Annotated in this window: 29 protein-coding genes; 12 read left to right on the forward strand and 17 right to left on the reverse strand. The window is 62.3% G+C overall.

Annotation, left to right across the window (positions count from 1 at the left end):
* Nucleotides 1–75: 75 nt before the first annotated feature.
* From NKI39_RS14960 to hisB, 13 genes are all read right to left on the reverse strand, one after another.
* Nucleotides 76–1,650: a hypothetical protein gene (locus NKI39_RS14960; RefSeq protein ID WP_352832584.1), complete on the reverse strand. Its 1,575-nt coding sequence runs from the start codon at nucleotides 1,648–1,650 to the stop codon at nucleotides 76–78.
* Nucleotides 1,640–2,035, reverse strand: a complete 396-nt coding sequence (locus tag NKI39_RS14965) for a GtrA family protein (protein ID WP_352832587.1) — start codon at nucleotides 2,033–2,035, stop codon at nucleotides 1,640–1,642. The genes NKI39_RS14960 and NKI39_RS14965 overlap by 11 nt, the downstream gene beginning before the upstream one ends.
* A 7-nt stretch (nucleotides 2,036–2,042) precedes the next feature.
* The gene (locus NKI39_RS14970) at nucleotides 2,043–2,813 is read right to left on the reverse strand and encodes a class I SAM-dependent methyltransferase (RefSeq protein WP_352832590.1); all 771 of its coding nucleotides are present in this window, start codon (nucleotides 2,811–2,813) and stop codon (nucleotides 2,043–2,045) included.
* A complete protein-coding gene (locus NKI39_RS14975; protein ID WP_352454814.1) occupies nucleotides 2,813–3,820 on the reverse strand; it encodes a glycosyltransferase family 2 protein in 1,008 nt (335 codons plus the stop codon). The genes NKI39_RS14970 and NKI39_RS14975 overlap by 1 nt, the downstream gene beginning before the upstream one ends.
* 77 nt (nucleotides 3,821–3,897) lie before the next feature.
* A complete protein-coding gene (gene coaA, locus NKI39_RS14980) occupies nucleotides 3,898–4,857 on the reverse strand; it encodes a type I pantothenate kinase (RefSeq protein WP_352451662.1) in 960 nt (319 codons plus the stop codon).
* A gap of 18 nt (nucleotides 4,858–4,875) precedes the next feature.
* Entirely contained in the window at nucleotides 4,876–5,202 is a 327-nt protein-coding gene (locus tag NKI39_RS14985; protein WP_352451663.1) for a phosphoribosyl-ATP diphosphatase, read from the reverse strand.
* A 36-nt stretch (nucleotides 5,203–5,238) separates the two neighbouring features.
* Nucleotides 5,239–6,033, reverse strand: a complete 795-nt coding sequence (hisF, locus tag NKI39_RS14990) for an imidazole glycerol phosphate synthase subunit HisF (RefSeq protein WP_352814122.1) — start codon at nucleotides 6,031–6,033, stop codon at nucleotides 5,239–5,241.
* Nucleotides 6,030–6,866, reverse strand: a complete 837-nt coding sequence (locus NKI39_RS14995; RefSeq protein ID WP_352813970.1) for an arginase family protein — start codon at nucleotides 6,864–6,866, stop codon at nucleotides 6,030–6,032. Before NKI39_RS14995 ends, hisF begins: the two co-directional genes overlap by 4 nt.
* Nucleotides 6,863–7,612 carry a 1-(5-phosphoribosyl)-5-[(5-phosphoribosylamino)methylideneamino]imidazole-4-carboxamide isomerase gene (hisA, locus tag NKI39_RS15000; RefSeq protein WP_352472580.1) on the reverse strand — a complete coding sequence of 250 codons (750 nt, stop codon included), beginning with the start codon at nucleotides 7,610–7,612 and terminating at the stop codon, nucleotides 6,863–6,865. Before hisA ends, NKI39_RS14995 begins: the two co-directional genes overlap by 4 nt.
* Before the next feature lie 2 nt (nucleotides 7,613–7,614).
* Complete coding sequence (locus NKI39_RS15005) at nucleotides 7,615–7,905, reverse strand: DUF1330 domain-containing protein (protein ID WP_352472581.1); 291 nt, start codon at nucleotides 7,903–7,905, stop codon at nucleotides 7,615–7,617.
* A gap of 3 nt (nucleotides 7,906–7,908) precedes the next feature.
* On the reverse strand, nucleotides 7,909–8,559 hold the full coding sequence (gene hisH / locus NKI39_RS15010) for an imidazole glycerol phosphate synthase subunit HisH (RefSeq protein ID WP_023677533.1): 651 nt from the start codon (nucleotides 8,557–8,559) through the stop codon (nucleotides 7,909–7,911).
* Nucleotide 8,560: 1 nt separating this feature from the next.
* A complete protein-coding gene (locus NKI39_RS15015; RefSeq protein ID WP_352813974.1) occupies nucleotides 8,561–9,034 on the reverse strand; it encodes a DUF2628 domain-containing protein in 474 nt (157 codons plus the stop codon).
* A 4-nt stretch (nucleotides 9,035–9,038) separates the two neighbouring features.
* Complete coding sequence (gene hisB, locus NKI39_RS15020; RefSeq protein WP_352832594.1) at nucleotides 9,039–9,638, reverse strand: imidazoleglycerol-phosphate dehydratase HisB; 600 nt, start codon at nucleotides 9,636–9,638, stop codon at nucleotides 9,039–9,041.
* A 225-nt stretch (nucleotides 9,639–9,863) separates the two neighbouring features.
* Between hisB and hslV the strand changes: the two genes are divergently transcribed.
* The 5 genes from hslV to NKI39_RS15045 all read left to right on the forward strand — a co-directional run bounded on the left by hslV (nucleotide 9,864) and on the right by NKI39_RS15045 (nucleotide 14,008).
* Nucleotides 9,864–10,415: an ATP-dependent protease subunit HslV gene (gene hslV / locus NKI39_RS15025; RefSeq protein ID WP_352472584.1), complete on the forward strand. Its 552-nt coding sequence runs from the start codon at nucleotides 9,864–9,866 to the stop codon at nucleotides 10,413–10,415.
* Nucleotides 10,405–10,947 (forward strand): GNAT family N-acetyltransferase, encoded by a 543-nt coding sequence (locus tag NKI39_RS15030; protein ID WP_352472585.1) that lies wholly within the window; start codon nucleotides 10,405–10,407, stop codon nucleotides 10,945–10,947. Before hslV ends, NKI39_RS15030 begins: the two co-directional genes overlap by 11 nt.
* Nucleotides 10,948–10,951: 4 nt before the next feature.
* A complete protein-coding gene (locus NKI39_RS15035) occupies nucleotides 10,952–11,548 on the forward strand; it encodes a DUF2585 domain-containing protein (RefSeq protein WP_352832596.1) in 597 nt (198 codons plus the stop codon).
* 4 nt (nucleotides 11,549–11,552) lie between these two features.
* Nucleotides 11,553–12,866, forward strand: coding sequence for an ATP-dependent protease ATPase subunit HslU (gene hslU / locus NKI39_RS15040; protein ID WP_254815924.1), 1,314 nt, complete (start codon nucleotides 11,553–11,555; stop codon nucleotides 12,864–12,866).
* A gap of 182 nt (nucleotides 12,867–13,048) precedes the next feature.
* The gene (locus tag NKI39_RS15045) at nucleotides 13,049–14,008 is read left to right on the forward strand and encodes a DUF1402 family protein (protein WP_352832598.1); all 960 of its coding nucleotides are present in this window, start codon (nucleotides 13,049–13,051) and stop codon (nucleotides 14,006–14,008) included.
* Between the two features lie 33 nt (nucleotides 14,009–14,041).
* Here NKI39_RS15045 and NKI39_RS15050 read toward each other — a convergent pair whose 3' ends face one another.
* The 3 genes from NKI39_RS15050 to NKI39_RS15060 are packed head-to-tail and all read right to left on the reverse strand — an operon-like array spanning nucleotide 14,042 to nucleotide 16,756.
* Nucleotides 14,042–15,271: an NAD(P)/FAD-dependent oxidoreductase gene (locus NKI39_RS15050; protein WP_352832667.1), complete on the reverse strand. Its 1,230-nt coding sequence runs from the start codon at nucleotides 15,269–15,271 to the stop codon at nucleotides 14,042–14,044.
* A 2-nt stretch (nucleotides 15,272–15,273) separates the two neighbouring features.
* Nucleotides 15,274–15,588: a MocE family 2Fe-2S type ferredoxin gene (locus NKI39_RS15055; RefSeq protein WP_023677524.1), complete on the reverse strand. Its 315-nt coding sequence runs from the start codon at nucleotides 15,586–15,588 to the stop codon at nucleotides 15,274–15,276.
* 40 nt (nucleotides 15,589–15,628) lie between these two features.
* On the reverse strand, nucleotides 15,629–16,756 hold the full coding sequence (locus NKI39_RS15060; protein ID WP_352832601.1) for a fatty acid desaturase family protein: 1,128 nt from the start codon (nucleotides 16,754–16,756) through the stop codon (nucleotides 15,629–15,631).
* 137 nt (nucleotides 16,757–16,893) lie between these two features.
* Here NKI39_RS15060 and NKI39_RS15065 point away from each other — a divergent pair, with 137 nt between their 5' ends.
* The 7 genes from NKI39_RS15065 (at nucleotide 16,894) to NKI39_RS15095 (ending at nucleotide 24,456) form a co-directional block, all read left to right on the forward strand.
* Nucleotides 16,894–17,925 carry a LacI family DNA-binding transcriptional regulator gene (locus tag NKI39_RS15065; protein WP_352832603.1) on the forward strand — a complete coding sequence of 344 codons (1,032 nt, stop codon included), beginning with the start codon at nucleotides 16,894–16,896 and terminating at the stop codon, nucleotides 17,923–17,925.
* Between the two features lie 309 nt (nucleotides 17,926–18,234).
* The gene (locus tag NKI39_RS15070; protein ID WP_352451673.1) at nucleotides 18,235–19,176 is read left to right on the forward strand and encodes a sugar ABC transporter substrate-binding protein; all 942 of its coding nucleotides are present in this window, start codon (nucleotides 18,235–18,237) and stop codon (nucleotides 19,174–19,176) included.
* Nucleotides 19,177–19,290: 114 nt separating this feature from the next.
* Entirely contained in the window at nucleotides 19,291–20,367 is a 1,077-nt protein-coding gene (locus tag NKI39_RS15075) for an ABC transporter permease (RefSeq protein ID WP_292655972.1), read from the forward strand.
* Nucleotides 20,368–20,369: 2 nt separating this feature from the next.
* Nucleotides 20,370–21,137: an ATP-binding cassette domain-containing protein gene (locus tag NKI39_RS15080; RefSeq protein ID WP_023677519.1), complete on the forward strand. Its 768-nt coding sequence runs from the start codon at nucleotides 20,370–20,372 to the stop codon at nucleotides 21,135–21,137.
* A 68-nt stretch (nucleotides 21,138–21,205) separates the two neighbouring features.
* The gene (gene iolG, locus NKI39_RS15085; RefSeq protein ID WP_352832606.1) at nucleotides 21,206–22,207 is read left to right on the forward strand and encodes an inositol 2-dehydrogenase; all 1,002 of its coding nucleotides are present in this window, start codon (nucleotides 21,206–21,208) and stop codon (nucleotides 22,205–22,207) included.
* 23 nt (nucleotides 22,208–22,230) lie between these two features.
* A complete protein-coding gene (locus tag NKI39_RS15090; protein WP_352832609.1) occupies nucleotides 22,231–23,025 on the forward strand; it encodes an SDR family oxidoreductase in 795 nt (264 codons plus the stop codon).
* A gap of 339 nt (nucleotides 23,026–23,364) precedes the next feature.
* On the forward strand, nucleotides 23,365–24,456 hold the full coding sequence (locus tag NKI39_RS15095; RefSeq protein ID WP_352832612.1) for a 3-deoxy-7-phosphoheptulonate synthase: 1,092 nt from the start codon (nucleotides 23,365–23,367) through the stop codon (nucleotides 24,454–24,456).
* A 199-nt stretch (nucleotides 24,457–24,655) separates the two neighbouring features.
* Here NKI39_RS15095 and NKI39_RS15100 read toward each other — a convergent pair whose 3' ends face one another.
* Nucleotides 24,656–25,765, reverse strand: coding sequence for a Gfo/Idh/MocA family protein (locus NKI39_RS15100; protein ID WP_352769550.1), 1,110 nt, complete (start codon nucleotides 25,763–25,765; stop codon nucleotides 24,656–24,658).
* Between the last annotated feature and the right edge of the window lie 67 nt (nucleotides 25,766–25,832).

Raw genomic sequence — 25,832 nt, forward strand, 5'->3', positions numbered from 1 at the left:
TCTCGAGATCGAGCCATATGTCGTCCAGTGGAGCGATTGGATCCAGCCGTGTCATGGGTTTCCGGGGGCTCCTGCTCAATCGGTTTGGAGCGGCGCAGGCGCCGTGTAACGCAGATAGACAGTGATTTCCGGCTCGGCGTGCAGCAGACGATAGCCGGCCAAGGCGACCTGGATCCGCTTGTCCTGCAGCATCAGGGCAGTCCACGCCGGCGAGCCTGACAGCACGATATCGGGCTTCTTCGCTGATATCTCGGCGGCGTTTTCGCCGATCACCCGATCGCGGATGCTTTCAAGTTCCGGTCTCCGTTCGAGATCGCCGGTGACGCGGGCGAGCGTGTCCGCGTTGGAGACCGCCCAGGCGCTCGGATGGCGTGATATGAACCTGCCGCCGACCAGCCTGGCGAGGGGATGGGCAACCTGCATCTGGTCGGCAATCGACATGATGGCCGGGGTTTCGACCGTTGCGCGGATCGCGGCGACAGACCGGGCGATCGGGCCGTTATCCGTCGTCAGCGCCGCGTACTGTGCCCTGACCGCTATTTGCAGCACCAGCACGCAGCCGAAGATCAGGGCGGCCTTGCGAACGAAGCCTGCACTGCCGAATGTGCCGAACCGCACAAGCTGGATGCCAAATGCAAGTGTCGCAACAACGACCATCGGCAGCGCGTGATTGGGCCAACCCTTGCCCATGACAATGAAGGCCGGAATGAACCCCAGGGCGGTCAGGAGCGGAATCCTGACGTCCCAGTTCGTCTTTCTCAGGCCGCCGGCCGCAAGCACGGTGGCGGCGGCCAGAAGCAGCACCACTTTCGGCCAGTTTGCCAGCATATCGGCGGCAGAGGCCCTCAACGGAAGATAGACCTCCCTGACCAAGGGCAGGACGTCGCTGACGTAAGCGCGGTCGAAGAGCGCGATGGACGCTATATAGGCGGCCACGATCGCAGCGCCCACCAGGTTCTCTGCGACGAAGAGCGGTCTCAGCGACCGCCTTTCAAGCGCAAGACAGAGCGACGGCAACATGAAGGCCAGCACAAAATAGGGCGGCTTGACCATGACCACGACCGCCGCGCCGAAACCCGCGACCATGTGCTCCAGGCGCGAGCCCGCGCTGAAATCCAGGTTCCGCTGACGTGTGCATTGCAACGCCACCCAAGGCAGAATGGCAATCAATGCGAAGTGCTCGCGTTGGCCGAATTGATCCGGCATGAAACACAGGATCAAAAACAGGGCCGCCGCTGCCGCCCACAGCGCATGGGGCTGCCGGTAGACCGGTTCATCGCGCGCGAGAATGCGGACGGAAACGGAAAGACTGGCCAGGCTCAGGCAAACGACGCCAAGCGTCAGCCAGAATTCCGCACGCATGCCAGTGAGCTTTTCCAGGAGCATGAACGGCATGTAGAGCCAGATCGAGAAAGGTGGGTTGGTCTCCACGATGTCCGTGTTGAGCCGCTCTCCGCCAAGCAGGCGGTCGCAGACGACCAGAAGCCATGACACGTCGACATTGGTCGGGATTGCAACGGTGGATAGCCAGACGGCGTATGTGACGATCAGGCAGGCCAGCAGCAACGGAGCACCCGCTACGCCCGCAAAGGGCGAGAAGCGGTTGGCGCCGGGCAGCAGTTCACTGAGGGATCGCGCGCTAGAGACCACGAAACACCCACCGCCCGAGGACGACATAGTTGATGACCGGCACGGCAATGCAGGTGAGCAGGATCGGGATTGCGGCAGGGACGCCGAGCATCTGGGTCAAAAGCCCCGGCAGGGCGATCGCGACGGCGAGGCCGGAAGCGGTGAGCAGGAGGAAGCGGGGCAATTCCATAGCGTGACTGCCGCCCGAGGTGAACGTGAAATATTTATGCCCGGTGTAGGAGAACAACGCGGCGACGGCGTAGGCCGCAAACGATGTGAGCGCCCCCGGCAAGGCTGCCGTTGCCTGTCCACGCGACAGCAGAAAAGCGCAAACGGCGTAGATCAGCGTCGACGCGATGCCAATCAGCGCAAAGCGCGATAGTCGACGATACGAGCCGGTGCCCATGACGCGGTCAAGCTGCCAATTTCTCGTCGGGGCGAGCGGTTTCGACGGCGCTGTTCTTGCGGAATACCGCCAGCAGCGAAACCCCGAAGGGCAAGCTTGCATTTGGTATGATGCGGCCTTCCGCCGAAAACACTGCCTTCATCGCTGCATTCAGTGGTTTCGGCGGCGTGGCATGACCGGCTGGCAAGGCCGGCCTGCGCAACCTGTCCACCAGTCGTGCCAGCGCCGCTACCGGGAAGAGCGCGGCATTTGTGTAGCTCAGCCGGTCGATCGCGAAACCAGCCTTTTCAATTCGTTCACGCAGCAGATTGCGTGAATAGCGCCGCATGTGATGCAGCCCAACATCATGCGTGCTCCACAACCATTGGTGTGCTGGCACCGTGAGGACGACGCCGCCGCCCGGCTTCAGCATCTGGCGGATCGCGGCAAGCGACGCCTCGTCTTCGACGACATGTTCCAGCACGTCGAACAGGCAGACGAGGTCGCAGCTTTGCGGCGCGACAGGAATGTTGTCCGGCAGATGTCCGGCGAGGAAGTCGCGGCCGGTCTTTTCCCAGGCAATCCTGCGCGCGAGATCGCTCATCTCGACTGCCGTCACTGCGCCGAACTGCTCCAGCATCCGGATGTTGCCGCCGGTGCCGGCGCCGATCTCGACGATGCGCGCGTTTTCAGGCAGGCCGATGCTGCGAATGACCGCCTCGGCGATGGCGCGACGCCCGCAGAACCACCAATGCTCGTCTTCGGTGGCGGCCATCTGTCGGTAGGCGTCGATCTCCATCAGCTCATTCCCTCATATTTGCGGCGCACGATGTAGATCGGACGCTGCTTGATCTCGGCGTAGACCCTGCCGAGGTATTGTCCGATGATGCCGATGCCGAGTAACTGGATGCCGCCAAGGAAAAGAACACTGACCAGCAGGGAGGCGTAGCCGGGCACATCAACGCCAAAGATCATTGTCTTGGCGACGATCAGCAGGCCGTAGAGGAACGACAGCGCGGAAATCGTCGCGCCGACATAGGTCCAGATTTCAAGCGGAGCGGTGGAGAAGCTGGTGATGCCTTCGAGCGCGAAGTTCCACAGCTTCCAGCCGGAGAATTTCGACTGGCCGGCGATGCGCTGATCGCGGACATATTCGACGCTTGCGGTACGGAACCCGACCCAGGCGAACAGGCCCTTCATGAAACGACGGCGTTCGGGCAAAGACCGCAGCGCCTGGATGACCTGGCGGTCGATCAAACGGAAGTCGCCGACATCGTGCGGGATCTTCTGCTGCGCGATCCAGTTGTGAACGCGGTAGAACATCGAGGCGGAGCGCTGCTTGAGAAAGCTGTCGCTCGACCGATTGGCTCGCTTGGCCAGAACAACCTCAAAACCCTCGCGCCACTTTTCTACAAGCAGCGGAATGACATGCGGCGGATCCTGCATATCGACATCCATCGGGATCGCTGCATCGGCATCGCAGCTGTCGAGCCCCGCGGTCATCGCGGCTTCCTTGCCGAAATTGCGTGAAAGGTCGATTACGTGGATGCGTGGATCGGTTTGTTGGGCTTCGATCAGCTTTTCGAGCGTCGTATCGCTGCTGCCGTCGTTGACGAAGATGAACTCGAGGGCAACGCCTTTGTCCTTCAGCGGCGCGGTGCTTTCGCATACCGCCTTCAGGAATGGAGCAATTGCGCCTTCCTCATTGTGGACAGGCACGATCAGGGCAATCGTTGCGCCGCCGCTGCCTGGACGTGCGATGCGGTCAGCTGCCGGCCGATCGATGTTTAGGAATGGCGCATTCATTTGTTTGCCGAGCCCGCAGATCAGGCCCGACAATAGAAAGACTGGGTTAAGATGACTTTAAGGAATGTCCCGGGATTTCACAGTTTCCTGAGCGCCACTTCCTCGACCAGATGGTTGGCGCCCTTGCGCAGGATGAGATCGGCTCGGGCGCGGGTCGGCAATATATTCTCGCGCAGATTCTTCAGGTTGATGTTGGTCCACAGGCCCTCGGCGATGGCGCGGGCCGCATCCTCGGAAAGTTGCGAATAGCGGTGAAAGAAGGAGGCCGGGTCGCGGAAGGCGGTTTCGCGCAACCGCATGAAGCGGGCGATATACCAGTGATGGATCAGCGCCTCCTCGGCATCGATGTAGATGGCAAAGTCGAAGAAATCCGACAGGAAAGGCACGATCTTGCCATCCTTCGGCAGCTTGCCCGGCTGCAGGACGTTGATGCCCTCGAAGATCAGGATGTCCGGCCGGTCGATGGTCTGGAACTCGCCCGGGATGACGTCATAGGTCAGGTGCGAATAGACCGGCGCGCGGACGTTGCGCTGCGCCGATTTGATGCCGGACAGGAAGCGCAGCAGCGCGCCGACGTCGTAGCTGTCCGGAAAGCCCTTGCGCTCCATCAGGTTGTTGCGGCGCAGGACTTCGTTCGGCAGCAGGAAACCGTCGGTGGTGACCAGGTCGACCTTGGGACTCGACGGCCAGCGCGCCAGCAGCTCCTTCAGCACGCGCGCCGTGGTCGATTTGCCGACCGCGACGGAACCGGCAATGCCGATGATGAACGGTGTCTTGGCCGCGTCCAGCGCGTTGAAGAAGGCCTGGCGCTGCCTGAACAGGAGTTGACTGGCTTCGACATGAGCCGACAACAGCCGCGACATCGAAAGATAGATGCGCTCGACCTCGTGGAGATCGACCGGATCGTTCAGCGACCGCAGACGACGGACCTCGTCCTCGGTGAGCGTCATCGGCGTATCGGCGCGGAACCGCGACCATTGCTCGGCCGAGAAGAAACGATAGGGTGAATACTTCTCGGTAGGAGCGAGCTGGTCCATCGAGTTCCTCCGCAGCGATCAGCCCCGGTCCAGCCGAGACGCCTTTTCGGCGATGCCCGAACGACCGGTGCGGCGTTCAAGCTCGTTGAGCACATCGCTCAGCGGAATGCCCGCTACGCCAAGAACGACAAGCCAATGATAGATGAGATCGGCGCTTTCCGAAACAAGCGCGTCCCGGTCGGCGCTGACGGCTGCGATCACCGTTTCGACTGCCTCTTCGCCGAGTTTCTGCGCTGCCTTGCTCATGCCACGCTGAAAGAGCTTGGCCGTCCACGAATCCGGATCGCCGGAACGTGCGCGTTCGCCAATAATCTTCTCCAGATCGGAGAGCGAGAACTCGGTCATGACGGCGTTTACAGCCTCTTCTTAGCCGGAAAGGCTCTAGGACCGATTACCCGGCGAGTCCAGCCGCATCGGCAGTCCGGCCTGAGCCATGTGCAGCTTGGCTTCGGCGATGCTGTAGGTGCCGAAATGGAAGATCGACGCCGCCAGCACCGCGCCGGCATGGCCGTCGCGAATGCCTTCGACAAGGTGGTCGAGCGTGCCGACGCCACCGGAAGCGATGACCGCCACGCGTACGGCATCGGCGACCGCGCGGGTAAGGGCTATATCATAGCCGGCCTTGGTGCCGTCGCGGTCCATCGATGTCAGCAGGATCTCGCCGGCGCCGAGGTCGACCACTCGCCGAGCGAACTCGACGGCGTCGATGCCGGTCTTCTCGCGGCCGCCATGGGTGAATATCTCCCAGCGATCAGCCTCGCTCGCAGCGGACACTTTCTTGGCATCGATGGCGACGACGATGCACTGGTTGCCGAATTTGTCGGCAGCCTCGGCGACAAAATTTGGGGTCTTCACCGCCGCCGTGTTGATCGACACCTTGTCGGCGCCGGCCAGTAGCAGCTTCCTGATGTCGGCGACCTGACGGACGCCACCGCCAACGGTCAGCGGCATGAAACATTGTTCGGCGGTGCGGGCGATGACATCGAAAATGGTCTCGCGGTTTTCCGACGAGGCGGTGATGTCGAGAAAGCAGAGCTCGTCGGCGCCGGCCGCGTCATAGGCTTTTGCCGCTTCGACGGGATCGCCGGCATCGACCAGGTCGACGAAATTGACGCCCTTGACGACACGGCCGTTCTTGACGTCGAGACAGGGGATGACGCGGGCTTTCAGCATCAGATCCTCTCGATCGCCGCAAGAAAGTCGACAAGCAGCTGGCCGACGACGGGCGGAACTTCGGACTGGGAATCAAAGGCCGGGTCGTAGGCCGAGAGCGTCACGCCGACAATCGGGATTGACCTGGCCAGTCCGCAGGCAAGCTGCCGCAGCTGTTCCGGACTCGGGCCGCCCGGGTGCGCGTAGCGGTTCACCTGCAGCACATCCGGATCGAGAACATCCAGGTCGAGATGCAGATGCGCCCGCACAGTCCCTGCCGCCGTGAGCTTTCCGATCATATCGAGTGCACCGGCACATTCGGTGCGCACGATCGGCAAAGTTTCCAGCAGTCGCTTTTCGTCGGGATCGAGGTCGCGGGCATCGACCAGCATGCAGCGCGCCGGGTCTATCGGCCGGAACCCCGGAATTGCTGCCGCCATCGGATGCCAGCAGAGCCCGAGCGTCGCCGCCAGCGCCATGCCGTCGAGAAAGCCGTAGGCCGACGTCTCCGGCGTGTTGAGATCGCCATGCTGGTCGATCCAGATGATCGAATCCGCCGCTTCACCGGCAACCGCACCGGCGGCGGTCAGGCAATTTCCAGCAAGGATAATGGGGAAGCGTCCTCCATCGCGGGCGAGGTTAACCTTGGTCGCGACGGCGTTGCAGACGGCGAAGCCGGTTGCAATTTCGCGCCCCTGCTCGTCTCCGACCTTGCCGATATCTTCGACGGCGACATCATGGCCAGCCACGGTCAGGGCTTCGACCAGCCCACCGCCGACGATGGCGTCCGGCCCCTGGCCGCACCCCTCGTGATAGTGCCCGCTGTCGTAGGGAGCAACGATAATCGAGACCTTCACGTTTCACACCCTGCCATCGGTTTGCCACGCAGGATCGCCAATGCCTCGGCCGGGTCGATGCGGCCGTCGTAGAGGGCGCGGCCGGAGATCGCGCCTTCGAGCTTGCGGGCATCGGGCATGGTCATGCGCACGATGTCGGCGATCGAGGCGAGCCCGCCCGAGGCGATAACCGGGATCGACACCGCGTCGGCGAGATCGATGGTGGCGTCCCAGTTGATGCCAGTCAGCACACCGTCGCGGTCGATATCGGTGTAGATGATGGCGGCGACGCCGGCACCCTCGAATTTCCTCGCCAGTTCAATGACGCCGAGGCTCGAGGCCTCAGCCCAGCCTTCGACCGCGACCTTACCGCCCTTGGCGTCGATGCCGACAGCGATCTTGCCCGGGAATGCCTTGCAGGCCTGCCTGACCAGATCCGGATCGCGGACCGCCACGGTGCCAAGAATGACGCGGGCCAGCCCACGGTCGAGCCAGTCCTCGATCTGCGCCAGGGTGCGGATGCCGCCGCCGAGCTGCACCGGATTGCTCGTCGCCTTCAGGATGGCGCCGACCGCGGCGCTGTTGACGCTCTGGCCCTTGAAGGCGCCGTTGAGGTCGACGACGTGCAACCATTCGAAGCCCTGCTCTTCGAAGACGCGCGCCTGAGCGGCGGGATCGTCATTGTAGATGGTGGCGGTCGCCATGTCGCCATGCCTGAGGCGCACGCATTTGCCGTCCTTGAGGTCTATCGCCGGAAACAGAAACACCTTCAGGCGCCTTCGACGATGACAAAGTGGCCGGTCGAGCCGGCGAGCCTGTACTTCAACGCCTCCTGGTATTCAGGCGAGCCGTAGCATTCCAGCGCCTTTTCATAGGATTCGAACTCCACCAGCACGTGGCGATTGCCTGCCGGTCCTTCCGGGCTGGTGTACCGCCCGGCGCGCACCGGGAACTTCGCGCCGTATTTCGCGAAAGCCGCGGCATTGGCCTCGATATATCGCTTGTAGATCTCGGGATCGCGGACATCGACCATTGCCATCCAATAGCCCTTCTTGCTCATGGTTCAGGGCCTCCAGCCTAGGAAATTGGTGATCAGCGCCAGGCCCAGCGCCTGGCTCTTCTCGGGGTGGAATTGCGTTCCGGCGAGGTTGTCGCGAGCGACAGCGGCCGTTACCGGGCCGCCATAGTCGGCAACCGCCAGCACCTCATCCTCCTTCCGTGCATCGAGATGGTAGGAGTGGACGAAATAGGCATGCAGTCCCTTGCCACCCGTCGCAATGCCGGAAAACAGCGGATGCTTGCGCTTCAGGTCAATCGTGTTCCAGCCGATCTGCGGGATCTTCAGTGTCGGATCGGCCGGCGTGATCTCCTTGACGTCGCCGGCGACCCAGCCAAAGCCCTTTGTGACGGTCTTTTCCAGGCCTCGCTCCGACATCAGCTGCATGCCGACGCAGATGCCGAGGAACGGCCGAGCCTTGGCGATCGCCACCTCCTCGACCGCTTCCCACATGCCGGCTACCGCACGCAGTCCAGCGGCGCAATCGGCATAGGCACCGACGCCGGGCAGGACGATGCGGTCGGCGGTCCTGACCCGCTCGGCATCGGCGGTGAGTTCGATCGCGGCGGCAATACCGGCTTCATGCGCGGCACGCTCGAAGGCCTTGGTGGCCGAGCGCAGATTGCCCGACCCGTAATCGATGATCGCTACCCTCATCTCAGGGCTTTCCCGGAATATGGTTCAGCCCCAGCGCCAGGCCCATCTGCGCCGACCGGGCATGTGCTGCGTCTGGGACGATGCGTTGCACCGTCGGTTGTTCATCCGACTGAGCATCGGCTTCCAATGCATAGCGGAGGTCTGCGTCGTCGAGCCTGTCGGCCTCGACCACGCCCCATTCATGCCAGCCGCGACGGCGCAGGGCTGCGATCCGCAAGCCCTGCCCTTCCAGTCCGACAAAGAGCATGACAAGCAGGGATAAAAGCGAGCCGGCTGTTTCCAGGTCCAGCCTTTCGCCTAGCATCGAGAGCAGGCCCATGGCGACAAACGCCAATGCCGCCTCGACCCACAGCCGGTGCCAGGCCAGCCACAGCGGCGGCACCAGGAAGCCGAGCCAGGCAAAGCCGTCACGGATAAAGGTAGTGTCCACGCTTTCGCTGCGGCCTGGCGGCTTCATCACGACATAGATGGCCATGACGCTATCCTTTCAGGGATCCCTTGGTGGAGGGAACCGCGTCCGGCTGGCGCGGGTCGCGCTCAAGCGCCGAACGCAACACACGCGCCACGGCCTTGAAGCAGGTCTCGGCGATGTGGTGGTTGTTGGCGCCGTAATGATTGGTGACATGAAGCGTGATGCCGGCATTCTGCGCCAGCGCGTGGAAGAATTCGCGCACCAGCTCGGTATCGAACGTACCGATCTTCGGCGACGAGAACGAAACATTCCAGACCAGAAAAGGCCGGCCGGAGACATCGATTGCCGCCCGCGTCAGTGTCTCGTCCATGGTGAGATCGATCGAGGCGTAGCGCATGATGCCGCGCCGCTCGCCCAACGCCTTGGCCAGCGCCTGGCCGAGCGCGATGCCCGTATCCTCGACCGAGTGGTGGTCGTCTATGTGCAGGTCGCCCTTGGCCTTCACGGTCATGTCGATCAGCGAATGGCGCGACAACTGGTCCAGCATATGGTCGAAGAAGCCGACGCCCGTCGAAATGTCGGATTTGCCCGAGCCGTCGACCTGAACCGACACGGCGATGTCGGTTTCCCTGGTCTTGCGGCTTATCTCGGCGGAACGGGGCGCCATGACCTCATCCTTGTCTCAGATTTGCACGGTTCAGGCGTTCACATGCCTGAAAACGAAAGCCTTCTAGCAGCATGATCCGGCGATTGCCAGTTACCGCTGCGGAGCACAGTCCGGCCCGGCGGATGGCCGGTTTGCAATCATCCGGCCTATGCATACATATGGCCGATCAAGTCACTCGTAACGCGCCGATCGCCTCGATGGGATCGGTGCTGATCGGAGCAGAAAATGTCGAATGAACTGACCATGCATGCCACGACCATCCTGACCGTGCGCAAGGGCGGCAAGGTGGTGATCGCCGGCGACGGCCAGGTCAGCCTCGGCCAGACCATCATGAAGGGCAACGCCAAGAAGGTGCGCCGCATCGGCAAAAGCGGCAACGTCATCGCCGGTTTTGCCGGCGCCACCGCCGATGCTTTCACGCTGCTTGAGCGGCTCGAAGCCAAGCTCGAACAATATCCCGACCAGCTAACACGTGCCTGCGTCGAGCTCGCCAAGGACTGGCGCACCGACCGTTATTTGCGCCGGCTGGAAGCAATGATGCTGGTGGCCGACAAGTCGGTGTCGCTGGCGCTGACCGGCACCGGCGACGTGCTGGAGCCCGAATTTGGCGTCATGGCCATCGGCTCCGGCGGCAATTACGCGCTGGCGGCGGCACGCGCTTTGATGGACAGCGACAAGGGCGCAGAGGAGATCGCCCGCAAGGCGATGCAGATCGCGTCAGACATTTGCGTCTACACAAACAACAACTTCGTCGTCGAAACCCTCGATGCCGCCTGAGCGGAGCCTCCGCTATGGTTTTCGGCCGGTGATCCAGAGGGACCTGCCGATGATCGCCGGCTGGCTTGCCGAGCCGCATGTCGCCGAATGGTGGAACGACCCAGAGACCGAGATTGCGGAGATCCGCGAGCATATCGACAGCATTTCGGTCGAGCCGCTGATTATCGAGCTCGACGGAAAGCCCATCGGCTATTTGCAGAGCTACGATCCGCATCTGGAGGACGGCCATCCCTATAGCGACCAGCCGTTCGGCACGCTCGGCATCGATCTGTCGATCGGCGTGCCGGGGCTTGTCGGGGTCGGCCACGGCTCGGCGATCGTCCGGCAGTTCGTCGAGCAGCTTTTCGAGGAAGGTACGCCGCGCGTCATCATCGACCCGGACCCCGCCAATGCACGGGCTATCCGTGCCTATGAAAAGGCCGGTTTCAGGGCTATCGATCGCAGGAAGTCGGAATATGGCGATGCCGTGCTGATGGCGATTGATGCCCCAGAGGGCGACGCCGGACAGGGTGAGGCAAAAGAGGGGCAATAGCAGCATGAGCGTATCCAGCGACAAAACCGTCTCGGCCTACGAAGACAGCTGGCGAATGGGGCTTCTGTTGGTTCTCGGCCTGGTCATCTTCCAGGCCGGGGTCCTCTACGGCATGGGGCGGACGCCGATCTGTACCTGCGGCTATGTCAAGCTGTGGCACGGCATTGTGCAGAGCTCCGAGAATTCCCAGCATATTTCCGACTGGTACAGCTTCTCGCACATCATTCACGGCTTCTTGTTCTATGCGCTGGCGTGGTTCCTTTTCCCGCGCTCGCCGATCGGGCTCAGGCTGGCCTTTGCGGTGGTTATAGAGGGCGGCTGGGAGTTGCTCGAGAACAGCCCTTTCATCATCGACCGCTACCGCGCCGGCACAATCTCGCTCGACTATTATGGCGATAGCATCATCAATTCGGTGTCCGACACGCTGGCCATGGTGCTGGGGTTTGTCATGGCGCGAAGGTTTCCTATATGGGTGATCGTGACCCTCGCCCTCATCTTCGAATTCGGTGTCGGCTATCTCATCCGGGACAATCTGACACTCAACGTGATCATGCTGCTGCATCCGTTCGAGTCCATTCGGCAGTGGCAAAGTGGAATTTAGTGACATGAGCACCTTCTCTCCCCGCGAAATCGTTTCGGAACTCGACCGCTTCATCATCGGCCAGAAAGACGCCAAGCGTGCCGTGGCGATTGCCTTGCGCAACCGTTGGCGCCGCCAGCAGCTCGAGGGCCAGATGCGCGAAGAGGTGATGCCGAAGAACATCCTGATGATCGGCCCGACCGGTGTCGGCAAGACCGAGATTTCACGCCGCCTGGCACGCCTTGCCGGTGCGCCTTTCGTCAAGGTCGAAGCCACCAAGTTCACCGAGGTCGGTTATGTCGGCCGCGATGTCGAGCAGATCATCCGCGATCTGGTCGAGATCGCCATCGGGCTGGTGCGCGAGAAGATGCGCGAGGACGTCAAGGCGCGTGCCCACATCAACGCCGAGGAACGGGTGCTCGAAGCGCTCGTCGGCAAGACGGCGAGCCCGGCCACCCGCGACAGTTTCCGCAAGAAGCTGCGCGACGGCGAGCTCGACGACAAGGAGATCGAGATCGAAGTGGCCGATACCGGCAATGGCGGCATGCCTGGCTTCGAGATCCCCGGCATGCCGGGCGCCAATATCGGCGTGCTCAACATCAACGACATGCTGTCGAAGGCGATGGGCGGCAAGAAGACCAAGTTGCGCAAGACGACCGTCAAGGAGTCCTACGGGCTGTTGATCAGCGACGAGTCCGACAAGCTGCTCGATCAGGACGAAGTGGTGCGCAGGGCACTCGAATCGACCGAGAATGACGGCATTGTCTTCCTTGACGAGATCGACAAGATCGCCTCGCGTGAAGGCGGCATCGGTGCCGGTGTTTCGCGCGAGGGCGTCCAGCGCGACCTGTTGCCACTGGTCGAAGGCACCACGGTTGCGACCAAATACGGACCGGTGAAGACCGACCACATCCTGTTCATCGCTTCAGGTGCGTTCCACGTCGCCAAGCCATCCGATCTGCTGCCGGAATTGCAGGGCCGCCTGCCGATCCGTGTCGAGCTGCGGGCGCTGGAGAAGGACGATTTCGTCCGCATCCTCACCGAGACCGAAGCCAGCCTGATCAAGCAGTATATCGCGCTGATGAAGACCGAAGGCGTCGACCTGGTCTTCACCGATGACGCGATCGATTCGTTGGCCGGCATCGCCGTGGACCTTAACGCCAGCGTCGAGAATATCGGCGCCAGGCGGCTGCAGACGGTGATGGAACGGGTGCTGGACGATATCTCCTATGACGCGCCGGACCGCAACGGCACCTCGGTGACCATCGATGCCGCCTATGTCGAGAAGCATGTCGGCGACCTCTCCAGAAACACGGACTTGTCGCGTTTCATCCTGTAGGAGACGCTTCATTCTCGAAGAGGGTCGGGGAATTGCTCCCGGCCTCCCCAATTTGGCCCAGCATTCCCGATGTGTGGCCAAATGGAAGCATCCGGCAAGCTTTCGTCCCGTCGGGTGCAGGCGTCTCTCGACTCCCGGTGGAGCATTACCTAGTTTGCCGGCGACTATTTGGGCGGCGGCGCATGAAAAAACTGATCCTCGTCATTTTGGGGCTGACGCTGGCGGCAGCCATGTTCGCCGCGCAAGCGGCAACGATGGTGCCGCCGGGCAACCGCAACACCGAGCAGCCCGACATACCGGGCGCTTCGAGCCGGCGCACCCAGGCGACCAACACCACCTTCCAGGCGAAATACCGCAAAGTCTTTGCGCTGCTCCAGAACGATGCCGAGTTGCGCGGCAAGATCAAGCAGGCAGCCGCGGCCTATGGAATCGACCCAATGCATATCGTCGGCGCCATCGTCGGCGAGCACACCTACAATGTCGATGCCTACGACCGGCTGCAGACCTACTACGTCAAGGCGATTTCGTATCTGTCGAGCAAGCTCTCCTTTGCCTATGATGGCGAGGACATCTCCGATTTCGTGCAGCGGCCGCAATTTACGAAATGCGCAGGGAAGTCCGACAGCTACGATCTGTGGGAGTGCCGCGAACAGGTGTGGAACCGGTCGTTCCGTGGCAAGACCGTCGACGGCGAGAGCTTTCCCAACGACCGCTTAGGCGCCACTTTCTTCCAGCCTTATTATGCCGGGCAGACTTTTGGCCTTGGCCAGCTCAATCCGCTGACGGCGCTGCAAATGAGCGACCTCGTGCACAAGGTTTCCGGCCTGCCGGAACTCGACGTCGGCGATCCCAACGCGGTCTACAAGACCATCATGGATCCTGACCTGACACTGCCTTATGTCGCGGCGACGATAAGGAAGTCGATCGACGCCTATAGAAGCATTGCCGGCTTTGACATCTCAGGCAATCCCGGCATCACGTCGACGCTCTACAATGTCGGCAACCCCGAACAGCGCGCCTATGCGCTGAAGGCCGAGAACGACAAGCGCCGCGCTGCGGGCGAGCCGGAAAAACTGCCCGAGGAAAATTACTATGGCTGGCTGGTCAACGACAAGCTGCCGGAGCTGAAGGCGCTGTTTTAGCCGAACGCGCTCGGCCAATTATCCACGCGGCGTTCATGCCGCCAGCAGCGACTTCAGCTTGATCGCCTGCGAGCCCAGCGCTTCCGGCGCCGGCCTTGCCTGCTTCGCAATCAGCATCTCGGCCAGCCTTATGTCGCGGGCGACCGCGTTGCCGGCGCCGATGCCGCTTGCCGCAACCAGCCTGCCGTCTTCGGCGAGGTGGAACAGGATGAAGGCGCCGTCGCCGAGGTCGCGGCGCACGATGCTGCGGCCTTCGTCCGACAGGCCGGCGATCTGCAAGGTCAGGCCGTACTGATCCGACCAGAACCACGGCACCGCCGCATGGAACTCGCCGGCGCCAAGCATATTCCTTGCGGCGAGCGCGCCCTGCTCCTGTGCGTTGCGCCAGGCTTCGAGCCGCACGCGCCGGCCGCCATAGATGGCGAGCGGAAACGAACAGCAATCGCCGGCGGCAAAGACATCCCGGTCGCTGGTGCGAAGCTCGGCGTCGACGGCGATGCCATTGTCGACGGTCAGCCCCGCCTCCGCGGCAAGTCCGGTCACCGGCACGGCGCCGATGCCGATCACGGCTAGATCGGCGACAATGTCGCGTCCACCGGCGAGCGCGATGCGCACTTCGGCGCCATCATCGGCAATGGCGGCGATGCCCTCGCCGCACAGGATTTTCACGCCTTCCGCTTCATGCGCCTGATGGATGACCTCAGCGATCTCGGCTGGCACGCCGCGCATCAAGATGCGCGGCTGCGCCTCAATGATGGTGACCGCGGCACCCAGTCTGCGTGCCGCCGCGGCAAGCTCAAGCCCGATGAAGCCGCCGCCGACTATGGCGATGCGATTTCCGGCGCTGAGATGGGCGCGAATGGCCAGCGCGTCGTTGAAGGTCCGGAGGTAGACGCAGCGCCCGCCAAGGCCCGGCATAGGCAGCTTGCGCGGCACCGAACCGGTCGCCAGCAGGAGCTTGTCGTAGGCCAGGGCGGAACCGTCGGACAGGCGCACGACATGCGCCGTGCGGTCGATCGCCACAGCCAAAACCGAATGGATATGCCGGATAGAGCGCTCGGCCAGGATCGCGTCGCTGGCGATCGCCTTGATCAGGGGCGCGTCGGCAACCATCGCGTCTTTCGACAGCGGCGGGCGCTCATAGGGCAGATGCGGCTCGTCGCCGACCAGCGTCACCGGGCCATCATAGCCGAGCTCGCGCAGCGCAAGGGCGGCGCGCCCGCCGCATTCGCCGGCGCCGATGATGACCATTCCCTTCGTCATCATCAACCGATCCGGACAAGGACTTTGCCGGCGTCGACTTTGACCGGATAAGTTCTTAGATCGACGCACACCGGCGCGCCCCTGGCAGCCCCTGTCTTGTAGTTGAAGCGGCCATTGTGCTTCGGGCACTCGATGATGTCGTCCATGACCAGCCCGTCGGCCAGATGCACCTTCTCATGCGTGCAAAGCCCGTCGGTGGCGAAATACTCGTCGTCGGGGCTGCGATAGATGGCAAAGGTGCGGCCGCCATGGTCGAAGCGCATCACGTCCTCTTCGTCGATGTCCTCGGCGTCACAGGCCTCGACCCAGTCGCTCATTTACGGGTCCCTCGATGTTTGGTGCCTTGGCATGGGCTTGTCATTCGGCAGCCACCGCAACAGCAGCGTTATCGCTGTGGAAATCCTCGCGATAGGGCCTCGCCGTCGGCGGCAGTTCGCGCTTGATGAAATAATCCTCATTGCGCAGCTGGCGCAGGAAAGCCGGTATCATCTCGCGGTAGCCGGCCAGGATGGATGGTGTCGGCGCCGGCAGATCGTGCTTGATCAGTTCGTGCAGCCTGGGCAGCGCGTGATAGGGCACCATGGGAAACATGTGATGCTCGACGTGGTAGTTCATGTTCCAGTAGATGAAGCGGCTTATCGGGTTCATGTAGACGGTGCGGCTGTTGAGCCGGTGATCGGTGACGTTTTCAGCCAGGCCGCCATGCTGCAGCAGGCCGACCATGACATGGTGCCACGCGCCGTAAAGCCTGGGCAGCCCGACCAGCATCAGCGGCAGGAACGAGCCGGTATAGAGCGCCAGCGCAATGGTCGCGGCATAGATTGTCGTCCAGATGCGGGCAATGCGAATTGCCTTCGGCTGCTCCTGGTCGGGAATGAAGGTTCTTTCGGCCGGACTGACGATACCGGCTGCATTGCGCAGCATGTCGCTCATCGCATGCCAGGCGTCGAGAATGCCGACGAAGTTGAGCACCACGCGCAGCAGATCGGGCGGACGCATCACCGAGATCTCCGGATCGCGGCCGACTATGATGGTATCGGTATGATGTCGCGTGTGGCTCCAGCGCCAGGTCACCGGGTTGCGCATAATCATGAAGCAGGCGACCTGATAGACCACGTGGTTCATCCACTGCGTCCTGAAAGCGGTGCCGTGGCCGCATTCGTGCCAGCGTGAGTCGGTGGAGGAACCGTAGAGGACGCCGTAGACGAAGAAGAACGGCACGCACCACCAGCTGCCCCAGAACCAGGCGGCGCCGGCGCCGCTGAGGATCATGGTGCCGAGCCAGATGATGGTGTCGCGGATCGCCGGGCCGTCGGAGCGCTGCATCAGCTCCTTCATCTGCTTGCGCGGCACGTCGGTGTGATACCACTCGGCCGCCGCCAGCCCGCTCTCGACGGCAAGCTTCGCGTCGCGGCCGATCAGGCTGTAGTCGCGTCGGGACGCTGCTGCGGAGCTCGTATTCCCGGTTCGGAGTCCAATATCCACCATAGCGGAGGCCTCGATCATATTCGGTCAGCGTTCAAAATAACGCCGAGCCCTGATAGGCTCAATATCACAAAGATAGTTTCTATCATTTTCCATCAGAATGGTGTAAAAGGGCCAAACAGTGGAATGAGGCAGCGATGGCGAAACGCCCGACGATCACCGACCTGGCGCGCATTTCGGGGGTCAGCGTTGCCACCGTCGATCGAGTGCTGAACAACCGCTTGCCGGTGCGCGAGGAAACCGCGCGCCGCGTCTATGAGGCCGCGACCAGCATCGGCTATCACGCAGCCGGATTGATCAAGCAGCGGATGCGCCATGAATTGCCCGAATACCGGCTCGGGTTCCTGCTGTTGAGGCGGGAGGACGTCTTCTACAGCGAATTTGCCCGCGAGCTTGAACTGGCGGTATCGCAGTCGCCGCGCTTTCGCGGCGTGGCCACCATCGACTTCGCCGCTTCGCTGGCGCCGGACGAGATCGTCGAGCGGATGCGCAAGCTGGCCGCCAAATCCAGGGCCGTCGCCCTGGTCGGGCCTGATCACCCGACGCTGACGGTCGCCGTCGAGGCTCTCAAAGCCAATAGCGTACCGGTGTTCTCCCTGCTTTCCGACTTTGCGTCCGGTATTCGCGAGGGCTATGTTGGCCTGGACAATCGCAAGGTCGGCCGCACCGCTGCCTGGATGATCTCGAAGGCCGCGAAGAGACCTGGCAAGGTTGCCCTCTTCGTCGGCAGCCATCGCTTCCATGGCCATGAGCTTCGCGAGATCGGTTTTCGCTCCTTCTTTCGCGAGCAGGCGCCGGAATTCACTCTCCTCGAGACGTTGGTCAATCTGGAAGCGAACCAGATCACGCATGATGCAATGATCGAGCTTCTGGCCCGGCACCCTGATCTCGCCGGTTGCTATGTCGCCGGTGGCGGCATGGAAGGCGCGATCTCGGCGCTGAGGGAGGCAAAGCCGGCTGAGATGCCGGCGGTCGTCTGCAACGAGATCACGCCCGACTCCCGCGCGGCGCTGGCAGATAATTTCCTGACCATGGTGATCTCGACGCCACTGGCGGCGCTTTGCCGCGAGCTTGTCGGGCTGATGGCGCATGCCATCGAGACCGGCGCTGCGAATGCGCCGGGCCAGACCTTTCTGCCCTTCGACATTTATCTGCCAGAAAACATCTGACGTCGCGGTCATCGGCGGCAGACATGATGTAATCTATCAGAATGCTTTCAGGCCTCGCTTGCCTGAGCGTCCGTCCAAAAGCGCTCGAAATGCCGAAAATCCATTCCTCATGGCGAAATCTCGCTTGACGCCCACGCGAAATGGAATAAATATTTCACCATCTGAGCATTTTGGTTCTTTCGTTCCGGAAGATCTGTTTCAGGCAAATGCCTCTGGAACCAAAAATGGCAATCGGGAGAGAATTCCCTGCGAGATCGGGGATTCCGGGTAGATCGGTGCAGCCGGACACCAATGTGGAGGAGAAATAAAATGAAAAAACTGCTTTTGGGCGTCGCGTTCGCGGCGCTAATGAGTTCGTCCGCCTTTGCCGCCAAGATCGGCGTGTCGATGGCGTTGTTCGACGACAATTTTCTCACCGTGCTGCGCAACGGCATGATTGAACAGGCCAAGGGCATGGACGGCGTCGAGCTGCAGGTGGAGGATGCGCAGAACGACGTCGCCAAGCAACTCGACCAGATCAAGAACTTCGCCGCCTCAGGCGTCGACGCCATCATCGTCAACCCGGTCGACACCTCGGCGACCCAGGCGATGTCGGACGCAGCCGCCGCTGCCAAGATTCCACTGGTCTATGTCAATCGCGAGCCGGTCAACGTCGACACGCTGCCCGAAAACCAGGCCTTCGTCGCCTCGAACGAAGCCGATTCCGGCACGCTCGAGACCAAGGAGGTCTGCCGCCTCTTCAAGGAGGCCGGCAAGACTGAAGCCAATGTCTATGTGATCATGGGCGAGCTGTCGAACCAGGCAGCGGTGCAGCGCACCAAGGACATTGATGACGTGATCGCCACACCGGAGTGCAGCTTCATCAAGATCATCGACAAGCAGACGTCGAACTGGAAGCGCGAAGAAGCGCAGAACCTGATGACCAACTGGCTGTCGACCGGCAAGCCGTTCGACGGCGTCATCGCCAATAATGACGAAAGCGCCATCGGCGCCATCCAGGCGATGAAGGCCGCCAACATCGACATGAAGTCGGTTGTCGTCGGCGGGGTCGACGCTACCCAGGATGCGCTTGCCGCGATGCAGGCGGGCGACCTCGATGCGACGGTGTTCCAGGACGCGGCCGGCCAGGGTGCCGGCGCGCTTGACGCAGCGCTCAAGCTGGCGAAGGGCGAGAAGGTCGAGCACAAGGTCTACATCCCGTTCCAGCTGGTCACGCCGGCAAATATCGACAAGTTCCTGAAGAAGAACTGAGGCGGACCTGTCCGATACGGAGCGGCGCGCCAAAGTAAGACAGCGCCGCTCCGCTTTTTCCCTCTCGGCCTGAACAGCGCCGAGTGGAGACTGTGGCTGACGGAGGAAGCACGATTGGCACAGACATCTCACGGCGTCGGCGGGCTCAGCTATGATGCGAAGCGGCGCGCATGGCCGGCCGAATTCAACGTCTTCCTGGCGCTCGTCATCCTGGTCGGCGCTTTCGAGCTGATCGGCCGGGTCTTCCTGGGCGACAGCTTCCTTTTCAATACCCGCGACAATATCGATGCGATCTTCAACGAAGCGCGGCTGCAGATCATCATCCTGCAGGTGTCGATCGTCGGCATTATTGCCATCGGCGTGACGCAGGTGATCATTACCGGCGGCATCGACCTGTCCTCAGGTTCGATCGTCGGCGCCACGGCGATGATAGCCATGAGCTTCGCCCAGGTGGCGACCGTCAATGGCAACCCGAACCCCAAGGCGATGTTCATCGCCCAGGGCTGGACCGACCTGCCGGTGATCGTGCCCGTGCTGGTCGCGATCGGCTGCGGCCTGCTGGCCGGCCTGGTCAACGGCGCTTTGATCGCCTACACGCGCATCCCGCCGTTCATCGCCACGCTCGGCATGATGGTCACCGCACGCGGCATCGCCAAATGGTGGTCAAAGGGGCAGCCGATCTCGTTTCCGACCGAGAGTTTCGCCGCCATCGGCAAGGGGCTGATGCCGGTCATCATTTTCATATCGCTCGCAGTGCTGTTCCAGCTGATCCTGAGTTACACCAAATATGGCAAGCACTGCTATGCAATCGGCTCCAATGAGGACGCCGCGCGCATGTCCGGCATCAACATCGCCAACCACAAGATCCTCGTCTACGTCATTGCCGGCGTCCTCGCCGCGCTCGCCGCCGTGGTGCTGAGCTCCAAGAATCTCACCGCCCAGGCCGGCATGGGTGTAATGTACGAGCTCGACGCGATCGCCATGGCGGTTATCGGCGGCGTCTCGCTGTCGGGCGGCCGCGGTTCGATTATCGGGACGGTGATCGGCTCGCTGATCTTCGGCGTCATCATCTCCGGCTTCACCTTTCTGCGCCTCGACGCCTATTATCAGGAGATGGTCAAAGGCGTGATCATCGTCGGCGCAGTCGTACTCGACCAGTGGCGCCAACGCCTGCGGGCGATGAGGGCTTGATCATGTCGGACATCGTCCTGAAGACCGAAAACCTGACCAAGTATTATGGCGGCGTCCATGCGCTGGAGGGTGCCGACTTCGAGCTGCGCAAGGGCGAGCATGTCGCCATCATGGGCGACAACGGCGCTGGCAAATCGACCTTCGTACGCCAGATCACCGGCGTCGAGCAGCGCACCAGCGGCAGGATGTGGTTCGACGGCAAGGAAGTGAATTTTGCCGGCCCCATCGAAGCCCGCGAGGCGGGCATCGAGACGGTGTTCCAGAACCTGGCGCTCGCCGACGACCTCGACGTGCCGTCGAACCTGTTCCTCGGCCGCGAGCGGGTGCTTTTCAATCTCGGGCCCTTCTCGATCCTCGATCGCAAGTTCATGCGCAAGGCGACCGAGGCAGCCTTGGTCCGGACAGCGGTCAAGATCCCCAATCTTTCCAATACTATCCGCCACATGTCGGGCGGCCAGCGCCAGTGCGTGGCGATTGCCAGAACCGCGACCTTTGCTTCCAAGCTCATCATCATGGATGAGCCGACGGCGGCACTCGGCGTGCAGGAGACGATGCAGGTCGAAAACATCATCCGCACGCTGAAGGAGAATGGCGAACCGCTGATCCTGATCTCTCACAACATGCGCCAGGTGTTCGACCTGGTCGACCGCATCGTCGTTTTCCGGCGCGGCCGCATCGTCGCCAATTTGCGCAAGCAAGACACCGACGGCAACGATATCGTCTCCTACATCACCGGTGCCAAGACCGGGCAGGCAGAACTTGCGGCGTAACGGCCAACGCCGAGCCACAGGCGCTGACACGCCCTCCCTTCCGAACCATCCTCAAAGGAAAATTCTTCATGCCTCTTCGCTTTGCTCTTCTCGGTGCCGGCCGTATCGGCAAGGTCCATGCTCGCGCCGTTGGTTCCAATCCGCAGGCCAGGCTGGTTGCGGTTGCCGACGCCTTCGAGAAGGCGGCGACCGATCTGGCCTCTGCCTATGACGCCGAAGTGCGCAGCATCGATGCCATCGAGAAGGCCGGCGATATCGACGCGGTCGTCATCTGCACGCCGACCGACACTCATGCCGATCTGATCGAACGCTTCGCCAAAGCGGGTAAAGCGATTTTCTGCGAAAAGCCGATCGACCTCGACGCCGCCAGAGTGGAAGAATGCCTGGCCGTCGTCGACAAGGCCGGCGCCACCCTGATGGTCGGCTTCAACCGCCGCTTCGATCCGCATTTTGCCGCCGTGCGCAAGGCGATCGACGACGGCGCCATCGGCACTGTCGAAATGGTGACAATCACCTCGCGCGATCCCGGCCCGCCGCCGCTCGACTATATCGGCCGCTCGGGCGGCATCTTCCGCGACATGACCATTCATGATTTCGACATGGCGCGCTTCCTGCTCGGCGAGGAGCCGGTGGCGGTCAGCGCTCACGCTTCGGTGCTGGTCGACAAGAAGATCGGCGAGGCCGGCGACTTCGACAGCGTCAGCGTCATCCTCGAAACTGCCTCCGGCAAGCAATGCGTTATCTCCAACTCGCGCCGCGCCACCTACGGCTACGACCAGCGCATCGAGGTGCATGGCTCGAAAGGCATGATTGCGGCCGAGAACCAGCGGCCGGTGTCGATCGAACTGGCCAATGAGAAAGGCTATACGCGGCCGCCGCTGCACGATTTCTTCATGACCCGTTATCTCGACGCTTATGCCAACGAGATCGCTGCCTTCATCGCGGCAGCGACGTCAGGCAAGAAGGCGGCGCCGAGCGGCAAGGACGGGCTGGTGGCGCTCAGGCTGGCGGATGCGGCGCTGAAATCGGCCAAGGAAGGCAAGACCGTCCGCCTCGACAAAACAATCTGACTATCAAGCACAGGAGCAAGGCGATGAACGGTTCCGCCGGTCGCAATTCCGAAACACGCGCCATCGTCACCGGCGGCGCACAAGGCATCGGCTTTGCCGTCGCCGAAGCGCTGGCCGATGAGGGTTGCCGGGCGCTGGCGCTGATCGGCCGCTCGCAGGAGAAGGGCGACAAGGCTGTCGCCATCCTCAAGGGGGCAGGCGTCGATGCCATCTTCATCAGCGCCGACGTCTCAAAAGTGGCCGACTGCAAGCGTGCGGTCGAAACGGCGATTGGCCATTTTGGTTCCGTCAACGCGCTGGTCAACGCCGCTGCCACCTCGGCTCGCGGCTCGCTGGTCGAGACCTCCGAGGATCTGTTCGACCAGATATTCCAGACCAATGTGCGCGGCCCGTTTTTCCTGATGCAGGGCGTGGTGGCGCATTTGCTGGCGCGCCAGGCACCGGGCTCGATCGTCAACGTGCTGTCGATGTCGGCGCATTGCGGCCAGTCGTTCCTGGCGCCTTATTCGTCAAGCAAGGGAGCGCTGGCGACACTCACCAAGAATGTCGCCAATGCCTATCGCGGCAATCGCATCCGCTGCAATGCGGTGCTGCCCGGCTGGATGGACACCGAGGGCGAGGCGATCGTGCAGAAGAAATGGCACGACGCCCCGGAGGACTGGTTGGAGAAGGCCGAAGCCGCGCAGCCGATGGGCCAATTGGTGAAGCCGGCGCAGCTTGCCCGGTTGATCAGCTATATGATCAGCCCGCAGTCCGGCGTCATGACCGGGTCGCTGGTCGATTACGACCAGAGCGTCGCCGGGTCGTCGCCGGAATAACGCCGGCAAGTCTAGCGGAACGCTTCGTCATCCACGGGCGGAGCAAGGAGCGCAGCGACGCGGCGCAGACCCGAGGATGACGAAGTTCGGGGGGCTTCAGCCAATCGCGAATGGGCTGGAGTAAACCTCCTCCTCACCAGGCACGTGACAAGCGCATCCGCATCGACTATATCAGCCCTCATGATCAACCTGACCGCCACATATTGGTACTTTATGAGCTCGCTGGCGGCGGGAGGATTGCGCTCGATCTGAAGATTGCAGCAACAATATCCGAACAGCCGCCAGACCTGGCGGCTTTTTTGTTTCAGCCGGCAGGTCTCCCAATCAGGAGCATAAGCCGTGTTGACGACCACAGACGATCTTCGGGTCAAAGAAATAAGGGAATTGAGCACGCCGGACGAGGTGATGCGGGAGATACCGCGCACGCTGACGGCGACGCGCACCGTTGCCGCGTCACGCAATGCGATCCACGCGGTGCTGACCGGCACCGACGATCGGCTGGTGGTCGTCGTCGGCCCCTGTTCAATCCACGACCCGGCCGCCGCCGTAGACTATGCCAGCCGTTTGGCATCGCTGCGTGAAAACCTGTCGGACCGGCTGGAGATCGTGATGCGGGTTTATTTCGAGAAGCCGCGCACGACGATCGGCTGGAAGGGCCTGATCAACGATCCCGACCTCGACGGCAGATTCAACATCGACAAGGGTCTGCGGATGGCCCGCAACGTGCTCTCGGCGGTCAACAATCTCGGCCTTCCCTCAGCGACCGAGTTCCTCGACATGACAACTCCGCAATACATTGCCGACCTCGTCGCCTGGGGCGCGATCGGCGCGCGCACGACCGAGAGCCAGATCCACCGCGAACTCGCATCAGGCCTGTCCTGCCCGGTCGGCTTCAAGAACGGCACCGACGGCAATTTGCGGATCGCGGCCGAGGCGGTGAAATCCGCCGCCCAGCCGCACCATTTCATGGCGGTGACGAAAGGTGGGCGCAGCGCCATCGCGACGACCACCGGCAACGAGGACTGCCACGTCATCCTGCGCGGCGGCATTGTGCCCAACTACGACGCGGCAAGCATAGCTGCTGCCTCCGCTGAGCTCGGCCGGATCGGCGTGGCGCCTCGGCTGATGATCGATGTCAGTCATGCCAACAGCAACAAGAAACCGGAAAACCAGCCGCTGGTGGCGGCTGACGTGGCGGGCCAGATCGCGGCGGGCGACGAGCGCATCATCGGCATCATGATCGAGAGCAACCTCGTCGCCGGCCGGCAGGACGTCGTGCCCGGCAAGCCGCTCGTCTATGGCCAGAGCATCACCGACGGCTGTATCGACTGGGAAACCACCGAAACGGTGCTGCACGGCCTTGCCGACGCCGTCGAGCGGCGCCGGTCGGCGCGACGCGCCATGATCGCTGGCCGTCCGGGAGCCGCCTGAGCACTTCTCCTTCTCCCCTTGTGGGAGAAGGTGGATCGGCGCGCAGCGCCGAGCCGGATGAGGGGTGCTGGAAGAAACTCGGCGCAAAAATATTGAGGGATTTGAAGCGCTTATTCTTTGCTGTAGCGATCCGTCCAAAACCCCTCATCCGACCGAGCTTCGCTCGGCCACCTTCTCCCACAAGGGGAGAAGGGGCTTATTACCGCACCTCCACCCAGCGCTGTTCCGCGAACGAGCGCGCCATCGCGTGCACCGTGCGCTCGATCTCCAGGCCTTCGTCGAAATCGATGATCCGCGCCGGCTTGCCGGCAAGTCGCGTCAACAGTTCCCGGCATTCGATAATCTTGAGGTCATTAAAGCCAAGGCCGTGACCGGGCGCCGGCAGGAAGGCGTCATAAGGCTTATGATGCGGCGCCACCAGGATGGTGCGGTAGCCTTGCTCGGTCGGCCGGTCGGCCGTCAGATAGAGTTGGAACTCATTCATCCGCTCCTGGTCGTACAGGATCGAGCCCTTCGAGCCAAAAATCTGGATGGCGATCCGGCCTTTGCGGCCCCAGGCCGAACGGTTGACCAGCAGCGTGCCGGCGATGCCGTTTTCGAGATGCATCAGGATGCTGGCGATGTCGTAGGTCTCGACCGCGCGGCGCCCGCCCGAGGCGACGCGGCGGTCGGCATAGGGTTTGGCCATGTCGCACATGACGCGGGCAACGCGGCCGAACAGTATGGCGATGAGCGACAGCGGGTGCACGGCGAAATCGTCGAGCGCGCCGTAGCCGGACGCCGCCTCGTGCTTCCAGAAGAACAGCGCCTCCGGATCGGCCATGAAGTCCTCGTCCATCTCGATACGCAGATGGTTGACCTCGCCGATGATCTTCTCGTCGAGCAGCGCCCCGATATGGCGGATCGCTGGGTTCTGGATGTAGTTATAGCCCAGCGCGGCGACCTTGCCGGACTTTTGGGCCGCCGCAGCCATTGCTTGCGCCTCCGCAAAATTCGGCGCCATCGGTTTTTCACACCACAGATGCTTGCCGGCTTCGAGGATGGCGATGGCCATTTCCGGGTGGAACTGGTTCGGCGTGGTCAGCGAGATGACATCGACATCCGGGTCGTCGACGACAGCGCGCCAGTCACCGGACGCCTTGGCGAAGCCGAATTCGCTGGCACGGCGTTTGGCAAGATCCTCGTTGACCTCGCCCAGATGGACCAGCCTTGGCTTGGCCACATCGGGAAAGACGGTGCCGACCGCGTTCCAGGCAATGGCGTGGCACTTGCCCATGAAACCCGTGCCGATAAGACCTACCCCGACCATCCGCTTGCCTCCCTGTGCGCAAAATTTGTGTGGATGAATTAGTCCATTTTGTCTGCAGATGGAACGC

It is taken from the genome of Mesorhizobium sp. M0664 (assembly GCF_040320565.1).
GTDB lineage: Bacteria > Pseudomonadota > Alphaproteobacteria > Rhizobiales > Rhizobiaceae > Mesorhizobium.

Excerpts from the sequence above, each read along its gene's own strand:
- NKI39_RS15015 (WP_352813974.1), bottom strand. The coding sequence starts at position 9,034 with ATGGCCATCTATGTCGTGATGAAGCCGCCAGGCCGCAGCGAAAGCGTG.
- NKI39_RS15050 (WP_352832667.1), bottom strand. The coding sequence starts at position 15,271 with ATGACGAAGGGAATGGTCATCATCGGCGCCGGCGAATGCGGCGGGCGC.
- hslV (WP_352472584.1), top strand. The coding sequence starts at position 9,864 with ATGTCGAATGAACTGACCATGCATGCCACGACCATCCTGACCGTGCGC.
- NKI39_RS15080 (WP_023677519.1), top strand. The coding sequence starts at position 20,370 with ATGTCGGACATCGTCCTGAAGACCGAAAACCTGACCAAGTATTATGGC.
- NKI39_RS15070 (WP_352451673.1), top strand. The coding sequence starts at position 18,235 with ATGAAAAAACTGCTTTTGGGCGTCGCGTTCGCGGCGCTAATGAGTTCG.
- NKI39_RS15090 (WP_352832609.1), top strand. The coding sequence starts at position 22,231 with ATGAACGGTTCCGCCGGTCGCAATTCCGAAACACGCGCCATCGTCACC.
- NKI39_RS14970 (WP_352832590.1), bottom strand. The coding sequence starts at position 2,813 with ATGGAGATCGACGCCTACCGACAGATGGCCGCCACCGAAGACGAGCAT.
- NKI39_RS15005 (WP_352472581.1), bottom strand. The coding sequence starts at position 7,905 with ATGAGCAAGAAGGGCTATTGGATGGCAATGGTCGATGTCCGCGATCCC.
- NKI39_RS15030 (WP_352472585.1), top strand. The coding sequence starts at position 10,405 with ATGCCGCCTGAGCGGAGCCTCCGCTATGGTTTTCGGCCGGTGATCCAG.
- NKI39_RS15055 (WP_023677524.1), bottom strand. The coding sequence starts at position 15,588 with ATGAGCGACTGGGTCGAGGCCTGTGACGCCGAGGACATCGACGAAGAG.
- NKI39_RS15045 (WP_352832598.1), top strand. The coding sequence starts at position 13,049 with ATGAAAAAACTGATCCTCGTCATTTTGGGGCTGACGCTGGCGGCAGCC.
- NKI39_RS14975 (WP_352454814.1), bottom strand. The coding sequence starts at position 3,820 with ATGAATGCGCCATTCCTAAACATCGATCGGCCGGCAGCTGACCGCATC.
- hisB (WP_352832594.1), bottom strand. The coding sequence starts at position 9,638 with ATGGCGCCCCGTTCCGCCGAGATAAGCCGCAAGACCAGGGAAACCGAC.
- hslU (WP_254815924.1), top strand. The coding sequence starts at position 11,553 with ATGAGCACCTTCTCTCCCCGCGAAATCGTTTCGGAACTCGACCGCTTC.
- NKI39_RS15100 (WP_352769550.1), bottom strand. The coding sequence starts at position 25,765 with ATGGTCGGGGTAGGTCTTATCGGCACGGGTTTCATGGGCAAGTGCCAC.
- NKI39_RS14985 (WP_352451663.1), bottom strand. The coding sequence starts at position 5,202 with ATGACCGAGTTCTCGCTCTCCGATCTGGAGAAGATTATTGGCGAACGC.
- coaA (WP_352451662.1), bottom strand. The coding sequence starts at position 4,857 with ATGGACCAGCTCGCTCCTACCGAGAAGTATTCACCCTATCGTTTCTTC.
- iolG (WP_352832606.1), top strand. The coding sequence starts at position 21,206 with ATGCCTCTTCGCTTTGCTCTTCTCGGTGCCGGCCGTATCGGCAAGGTC.
- NKI39_RS15065 (WP_352832603.1), top strand. The coding sequence starts at position 16,894 with ATGGCGAAACGCCCGACGATCACCGACCTGGCGCGCATTTCGGGGGTC.
- hisH (WP_023677533.1), bottom strand. The coding sequence starts at position 8,559 with ATGAGGGTAGCGATCATCGATTACGGGTCGGGCAATCTGCGCTCGGCC.
- NKI39_RS15035 (WP_352832596.1), top strand. The coding sequence starts at position 10,952 with ATGAGCGTATCCAGCGACAAAACCGTCTCGGCCTACGAAGACAGCTGG.
- NKI39_RS14965 (WP_352832587.1), bottom strand. The coding sequence starts at position 2,035 with ATGGGCACCGGCTCGTATCGTCGACTATCGCGCTTTGCGCTGATTGGC.